The organism is Streptomyces sp. NPDC045998 (assembly GCF_056430285.1).
This window is the reverse complement of sequence record NZ_JBWKLJ010000001.1, coordinates 1,047,353-1,054,368: the sequence shown is the minus strand read 5'-3', so window position 1 is coordinate 1,054,368 and position 7,016 is coordinate 1,047,353. Positions and strand designations below refer to the sequence as shown.

The window sequence follows — 7,016 nt, the reverse complement described above, 5'->3', positions numbered from 1 at the left end:
TTCATTGGTGTAGTGGATTTTTTGGCACAGGAGGCTGGCGGGAGCCCATGGACACCTACCAGGTTCTTGTTCCAAGGGAGTGGTGGGCCTGCGTTGGAGGCCCCCCCGCCGCCCCCCCCCCCCCCCCCCGCCCGCCCGTTTCGTACGGTGTCCGGGTCAGTGCGCTCCGACACCGGTGAGGGACTTGACCTCGAGTTCCGCGTACTTGCCCTTGTCCGGCTCCTCCTTGGAGAGCAGGGAGCCGAGCCAGCCGAGGAGGAAGCCCAGCGGGATGGAGATCAGGCCGGGGTTCTCCAGCGGGAACCAGGCGAAGTCGGCGTCCGGGAACATCGAACTCGGCTTGCCCGACACGACCGGCGAGAAGAGCACCAGCGCGACGGACGCGGCCAGGCCGCCGTAGATCGACCACAGGGCGCCCTGGGTGGTGAACCGCTTCCAGAAGAGGCTGTAGAGGATCGTCGGCAGGTTGGCGGAGGCCGCGACGGCGAAGGCGAGCGCGACGAGCCCGGCCACGTTCAGGTCGCGGGCGAGGGCGCCGAGGGCGATGGAGACGATACCGATGAAGACGGTCGCCCAGCGGGCCGCGCGGACCTCCTCCTTCTCGGTGGCCTGCCCCTTGCGGATCACGTTGGCGTAGATGTCGTGCGCGAAGGACGAGGACGAGGCGAGGGTCAGCCCGGCGACGACGGCGAGGATCGTGGCGAAGGCGACCGCGGAGATCACGGCGAGCAGGATGGCGCCGCCCGCCGAGTCGACGCCGCCGATGTGCAGGGCGAGCAGCGGGGCCGCGGTGTTCCCCGCCTTGTTGGAGGCCGTGATGTCGGCGGGCCCGACGATGGCCGCGGCGCCGAAGCCGAGGGCGATGGTCATCAGGTAGAAGGCGCCGATGATGCCGATGGCCCAGTTGACGGACTTCCGGGCCGCCTTGGCGGTGGGCACGGTGTAGAAGCGGATCAGGATGTGCGGCAGTCCGGCGGTGCCGAGGACGAGCGCGATGCCGAGCGAGATGAAGTCGAGCTTGGACGTCCCCGTGGCGCCGTACTTGAGGCCGGGCTCCAGGAAGGCGGCGCCCTTGCCGCTGTTCTCGGCGGCCTTGCCGAGCAGGTCGGAGATGTTGAAGTTGAACTTCCACAGCACCAGCAGGGTGATGAGCAGGGTGCCCGCGATGAGCAGGACGGCCTTGACCATCTGCACCCAGGTGGTGCCCTTCATGCCGCCGATGGTGACGTACACGATCATCAGCAGGCCGACGAGGGCGACGATCGCGACCTTGCCGCCGTCCGAGGTGATGCCGAGCAGCAGGGAGACGAGCACGCCCGCGCCCGCCATCTGGGCCAGCAGGTAAAAAATCGAGACGACGATGGTCGACGTGCCGGCGGCGGTGCGGACGGGCCGCTGGCGCATCCGGTACGCCAGGACGTCGCCCATGGTGAAGCGGCCGGAGTTGCGCAGCGGCTCGGCCACCAGGAGCAGGGCGACGAGCCAGGCGACCAGGAAGCCGATGGAGTAGAGGAAGCCGTCGTAGCCGAAGAGGGCGATGGCTCCGGCGATGCCGAGGAACGACGCGGCGGACATGTAGTCGCCGGAGATGGCCAGGCCGTTCTGGAAGCCGGTGAACTGCCGGCCGCCCGCGTAGAAGTCGGCGGCGCTCTTGGTCTGGCGGCCGGCCCAGACGGTGATGAAGAGGGTCGCGACGACGAAGCACGCGAAGAGCGTGATGATCAGCGGCCGGTGTTCCGAGGCGTCACCGGCTCCGGCCGCGAGCAGGACGGTGGGGTGAACGGCGCTCATGCGTCGGCCTCCATACGGGTCTTGATGGCCTCCGCCTTGGGGTCGAGCTTTTCGGCCGCGTGCCGCGAGTAGAACCAGGCGATGAGGAACGTGGTGACGAACTGGGCGAGGCCCAGGACGAGCGCCACGTTGATGTTGCCGAAGAGCTTGGTGCCCATGAAGCCGCCCGCGTAGTTGGACAGCAGCACGTACAGCAGGTACCAGGCGATGAAGGCGATGGTCAGGGGGAAGGCGAAGGAGCGGTACGTGCGGCGTAGTTCGCCGAATTCAGCACTCCCCTGCACCTCGACGAACGACTCGGTCGTGGGCTGGACAGGGCTGGTGTCCGTACCGCCCCGAGGGGGCGGCGGTGCATCGGTAGCCACGAAAGACTCCTCGCGACGCGGATGGGCTGGGCAGGGACGGAAAGAACCTCACGGTTCTCCCTGTCAACGTCACGGGGAGCCGGGCGAAGCGGTTCACCTCCAGCCGTTTTTTCCTCGTGCGGTCGCCCGGATCGGCCAACTCGTTGCTGCGCCGGGATGATCGGCGCTAGCTTCGCTCGTCATGTACCCGCCCACACCTCACCCGGTGGGGGCGGCCGTCACGGATGATGTGGAGAACCCATGGCTCATCTGGGATCCGGGCGCGGGCGACGTCACGCCGCCCTGCCCGCCGGACTGGCGCTCACGGCGTCGCTCGGCCTGCTGCTGCCGGCGGGTGCGGCGTCGGCCGCACCGGCACCGGCACCGGTCGCCCCCGCGCAGGCCGCCACAGCGGCCGGGCCGGCGATGTCGTACGTCGTCAACGTGACGGGCGGCCAGGCCACCGCCGCGGCGGTGAAGCGCGCGATAGCCGCGGCCGGCGGCAGGGTGGTCATCGCGTACGACCAGATCGGCGTCATCGTCGTCCACGCGGGCAACCCGCGCTTCGCGGCGGAGCTCCGCGCGGTGCCGGGCGTGGAGTCGGCCGGTGCGACGCGGACCGCTCCGCTGGCGGCCCAGACCAGCGACGACGTCGCGGCGGACCAGCCGCTGACCGCCGCTGAGGCGCGAGCGGCGACGGCGCGGGCGGCCACCTCGACGGCCGACGACGATCCCCTGCAGCCGCTGCAGTGGGACCTGCCCGCCATCAAGGCGGACAAGGCCCACCTCAAGACGCCGGGCAGCCGCGCCGTGACCGTCGCGGTGCTCGACTCGGGCGTCGACGACACGCACCCGGACATCGCGCCGAACTTCGACCGCGCGGCGTCGGCGAGCTGCCTCGGCGGCGTACCGGTGCAGAAGGACAACGCCTGGCGGCCGGCCGCCGAGGAGAGCGACCACGGTATGCACGTGGCGGGCACCATCGCGGCGGCGAAGAACGGGATCGGCGTCACCGGGGTCGCCCCGGGGGTGAAGGTCTCCAGCCTCAAGGTGGCGGAGCCGGACAGCGGCCTGTACTACACGGAGGCGGTCGTCTGCGGCTTCGTGTGGGCGGCGGAGCACGGCGTCGACGTGACCAACAACAGCTATTACACGGACCCCTGGCTGTTCAACTGCACGACGGACCCCGACCAGAAGGCGCTCGTCGACGCCGTCACGCGCGCGTCCCGGTACGCGGAGGGCAAGGGCGTGGTGAACGTGGCCGCGGCCGGCAACGCGCGGATGGACCTGGCGGCCGAGACCCTGACCGACAAGACCAGCCCGAACGACACCACCCCGGTGGTACGGACCGTCAACACGCGCGAGTGCTTCGACATCCCGTCCCAGTTGCCGGGCATCGTGACCGTCTCGGCCACGGGCGCGCAGGGCCTGAAGTCCTCGTACTCCAACTACGGCCTCGGCGTCGTGGACATCGCGGCGCCGGGCGGCGACTCGACGGTGTACCAGCCGCCCCAGGCGCCGGCCACCAAGGGCGGGATCCTGTCCACCACGTTCCGCGGCGGCCACACGTACGCCTACAAGTCCGGTACGTCCATGGCGTCGCCGCACGTCGCGGGCGTCGCGGCGCTGGTCAAGTCCGTACGGCCGCATGCCACGCCGGCCGAGGTGAAGGCGCTGCTGTACGCGCGGGCCGACGCCATGCCGTGCACCGTTCCGTACGACATCGACAAGAACGGCACGGTGGACGCGGTGTGCGAGGGCGGTGAGCGGGGGAACGGCTTCTACGGCGTCGGCATGGTCGACGCCCTGGACGCGGTGCGCCGCTAGGCCGCGGGGATAGGGCCTTCCTTGGCATGGCACCCAGTGCCATAGTGGCGGTATGAAGCCGACCCTTTCGACCGGCACGGAGTCCGTTTGGGTGGCACTGGGTGCCGACGCCCCCCTCCTGGACCGGGTCGCGTACGGCGGCCCGTCCGGTGGGCTGCCCGCGCGGCTGCCCGTCATGGAACTGGCCCGTGCGACGGTGGCGGCCTGCGCGCTGGCGGCCGCCGAGCTCGGCGCGGTCCGTACGGGACGGCCCGTGCCGCGCGTACGGGTGGACGACGGGGCGGTCGCGACGGCCTTCCGCAGCGACCGCCTCGTACGGCTGGACGGGCGCCCCTGGGAGGGGTTCGCGCCGCTGTCGCGGTTCTGGCGGGCCGCGGACGGATGGGTGCGGACGCACGCCAACTATCCGCACCACCGGGCCCGGCTCCTCGCCGCGCTCGGCCTGCCGGGCGGCGCCGGTCCGGACGCCGTCGCTGCGGCGATCGCCGAGCGCCCGGCCGTGGCCGTGGAGGACGCCGTGTACGCGGCGGGCGGACTCGCCGTCGCCGTACGCGGCCCCGCCGCGTGGGCGGCACACGCACAGGGCGCCCTGGTGGCGCGGCAGCCGCTGCTGACGCTGGAGCGCCTCGGTGACGCCCCGGCGCGGGTGCCCGGGGCGCGCGCGCTGCCGGGGCGCGTGCGCGGTGAGGCTCCGTCGCCGTGCGCCGGCGTGCGGGTGCTGGATCTCACGCGCGTACTCGCCGGGCCGGTCGCCACGCGCACGCTGGCGCTGCTGGGCGCGGACGTGCTGCGGGTGGACGCCCCGCAGCTGCCGGAGACCCCGGAGGCGCACAACGACACGGGGATGGGCAAGCGGTCGACGGCCCTCGACCTGGGTCGGGGAGCGGACCGGCGGGCGTTCGAGGAGCTGCTGGCGGACGCCGATGTGGTGGTCACCGGCTACCGGCCGGGCGCGCTGGACCGGTTCGGGCTCTCCCCCGAGGCGCTCGACGAACGCCGCCCGGGTCTCGTGGTGGCGCAGCTGTCCGCGTGGGGCCGGTACGGCCCGTGGAGCGGGCGACGCGGCTTCGACAGCCTGGTCCAGGCGGCGACGGGCATCGCCCTGCTGGAGGGCTCCGCGGAGGAGCCGGGCGCCCTCCCCGTCCAGGCCCTGGACCACGGCACGGGCTATCTGCTCGCCGCCGCCGTCCTGCGCGCGCTGACCGAGCAGCACGGGGCCGGCGGGACCCGCCTGGCCCGGCTGTCGCTGACGCAGACCGCGCACTGGCTGACGCACGGCCTCGCCAAGGGCCCGGACAGCGGCGGCCCGTACGACCCGGAGCGGTGGCTGACGGAACGGGACAGCCCCATGGGACGGCTGCGCTACGCGCGCTCGCCCGTGTCGTACGAAGGGGGCCCGGCGGACTGGACACGGCCGCCCGCGCCGCTGGGCACGGACCGCGCGGAGTGGCTCGGTCCCTGACCGGCTGTCCGGAGCGCCCCCAGGACCAGCAGGTACTGGGCCGCCGTGTAGGTGGCCATGATCCAGAAGTCGGGGACGGGCGGCTGCGGCCAGTCGGCGACCCCGGCGGCGATGAGCGTGTCCGAGAGCAGGAACAGCGCCCCGCCCGCCCCGGCGGCGAGACCCAGCCCGCTCGCGCGGTACGCCATGGCCGTGAGCAGCGCCGCGTAGCCGGCGACCGGAACCCTCAGGTCGGCGGGCAGGCCGGGCCAGAGGAGGGCGACCGTGACGACGAGGGCGGCACCGTAGACGGCCCCCAGAGCCGGGGACGTACGGGCACGGCGGAACAGGAACAGGTAACACACGTGTCCGGCGGCGAAGGAGCCCATGCCGACGAGGAAGGCCCACTCCGCGTCGGACAGCAGGAACACGTCACCACCCCAGCCGAAGAGCAGAGCGGCGAGCAGGGGCCGGGACGGCTGTCTCGCCACCGCGCGCGCCGCGTACACCGCGTACGCCGCGAGCAGCGGCATGAGCAGTGGCTTCGCGATCCGGTGCCCGATGTCGGACCCGGCCAGCAGGGCGGCCAGGTCCGCGGCGACGGCCACCACGAAGGCGAGGAGCAGCACCCGGGCGACCGGGCCCCTGGGGACCGGGGTCACGCGGCGCGCTCCGGGACCTGGGGCTCCTGGACCGCCGCCTGCGGCTGCCAGCCGGGCCCACGGAAGACCCGCCCCGCCCGCTCGCGCCAGCTCCGGGCGGCGCGCAGGTCACGGGCGATGGCCGCGTACTCGTGGGTGGCGACGCGCAGCGGGTTGTACGTGTGGATGTTCTTGGTGAGCCCATAGACGGGCCGCTCCGTCTCCGCGACGAAGGAGCCGAACATCCGGTCCCACAGGATGAGGATCCCGCCGAAGTTGCGGTCCAGGTAGCCGCCCTGGGAGGCGTGGTGGACGCGGTGGTGGGAGGGGGTGTTGAAGACGTACTCGACGGGGCGGGGCAGCTTCCCGATCCGTTCGGTGTGCACCCAGAACTGGTAGACGAGGTTGGCGGAGTAGCAGAAGAAGACCGCCGCCGGGTGCACGCCGAGGGCCACCATCGGCAGGAAGAAGGGCCACACGGTGAGCGACGTCCAGGGCTGGCGCAGCGCGGTGGTGAGGTTGAACTTCCGGCTGGAGTGGTGGACGACGTGGCACGCCCACAGGATCCGGATGACGTGGTGGCCGCGGTGGGACCAGTAGTAGAGGAAGTCCTGCGCGAGCAGCATCAGCGGAACGGTCCACCACAGGACGGGGACACGGAGCGGCGTGAGCTCGTAGACGGCGGTGAAGAGGGCGAGCGCCGGGATCTTCCACAGCACGTCGAAGACGATGCTGCCGAGCCCCATGCCGATGCTCGTGGCGGCGTCCTTCACCTCGTACCCGGCGGCGTCCTCGTCGGGATGCAGGCGGTAGCTGACCATTTCGAGGACGGTGAGCAGGACGAACGCGGGGATGGACCACAGCACGACATCGGGCAGGTTCGGCGGCATGCGAGCACCGTAGAGCGGGGGATCGTGGCGCGGCTAGAGGTGGTTACCGACAAGTATGCGAGACGACTTGTCAGCGGGCTTT

Annotated in this window: 6 protein-coding genes; 2 read left to right on the top strand and 4 right to left on the bottom strand. The window is 72.1% G+C overall.

What is annotated here, in order from left to right:
• Nucleotides 1-156: 156 nt before the first annotated feature.
• Nucleotides 157-1,791, bottom strand: coding sequence for a solute symporter family protein (locus AC07FJ_RS04715; RefSeq protein WP_479045145.1), 1,635 nt, complete (start codon nt 1,789-1,791; stop codon nt 157-159).
• Entirely contained in the window at nt 1,788-2,156 is a 369-nt protein-coding gene (locus tag AC07FJ_RS04710) for a DUF485 domain-containing protein (RefSeq protein WP_479045143.1), read from the bottom strand. The genes AC07FJ_RS04715 and AC07FJ_RS04710 overlap by 4 nt, the downstream gene beginning before the upstream one ends.
• Nucleotides 2,157-2,396: 240 nt before the next feature.
• Between AC07FJ_RS04710 and AC07FJ_RS04705 the strand changes: the two genes are divergently transcribed.
• Nucleotides 2,397-3,962 carry a S8 family serine peptidase gene (locus AC07FJ_RS04705; protein ID WP_479045140.1) on the top strand — a complete coding sequence of 522 codons (1,566 nt, stop codon included), beginning with the start codon at nt 2,397-2,399 and terminating at the stop codon, nt 3,960-3,962.
• Between the two features lie 52 nt (nt 3,963-4,014).
• Entirely contained in the window at nt 4,015-5,424 is a 1,410-nt protein-coding gene (locus AC07FJ_RS04700) for a CoA transferase (RefSeq protein WP_479045139.1), read from the top strand.
• On the opposite strand, the gene AC07FJ_RS04695 is transcribed toward AC07FJ_RS04700, so the two are convergent.
• Both AC07FJ_RS04695 and AC07FJ_RS04690 read right to left on the bottom strand, forming a co-directional pair.
• A complete protein-coding gene (locus AC07FJ_RS04695; RefSeq protein ID WP_479045137.1) occupies nt 5,325-6,065 on the bottom strand; it encodes a lysoplasmalogenase in 741 nt (246 codons plus the stop codon). The genes AC07FJ_RS04700 and AC07FJ_RS04695 overlap by 100 nt on opposite strands.
• Complete coding sequence (locus AC07FJ_RS04690) at nt 6,062-6,934, bottom strand: sterol desaturase family protein (RefSeq protein ID WP_479045134.1); 873 nt, start codon at nt 6,932-6,934, stop codon at nt 6,062-6,064. Before AC07FJ_RS04690 ends, AC07FJ_RS04695 begins: the two co-directional genes overlap by 4 nt.
• Nucleotides 6,935-7,016 lie beyond the last annotated feature (82 nt).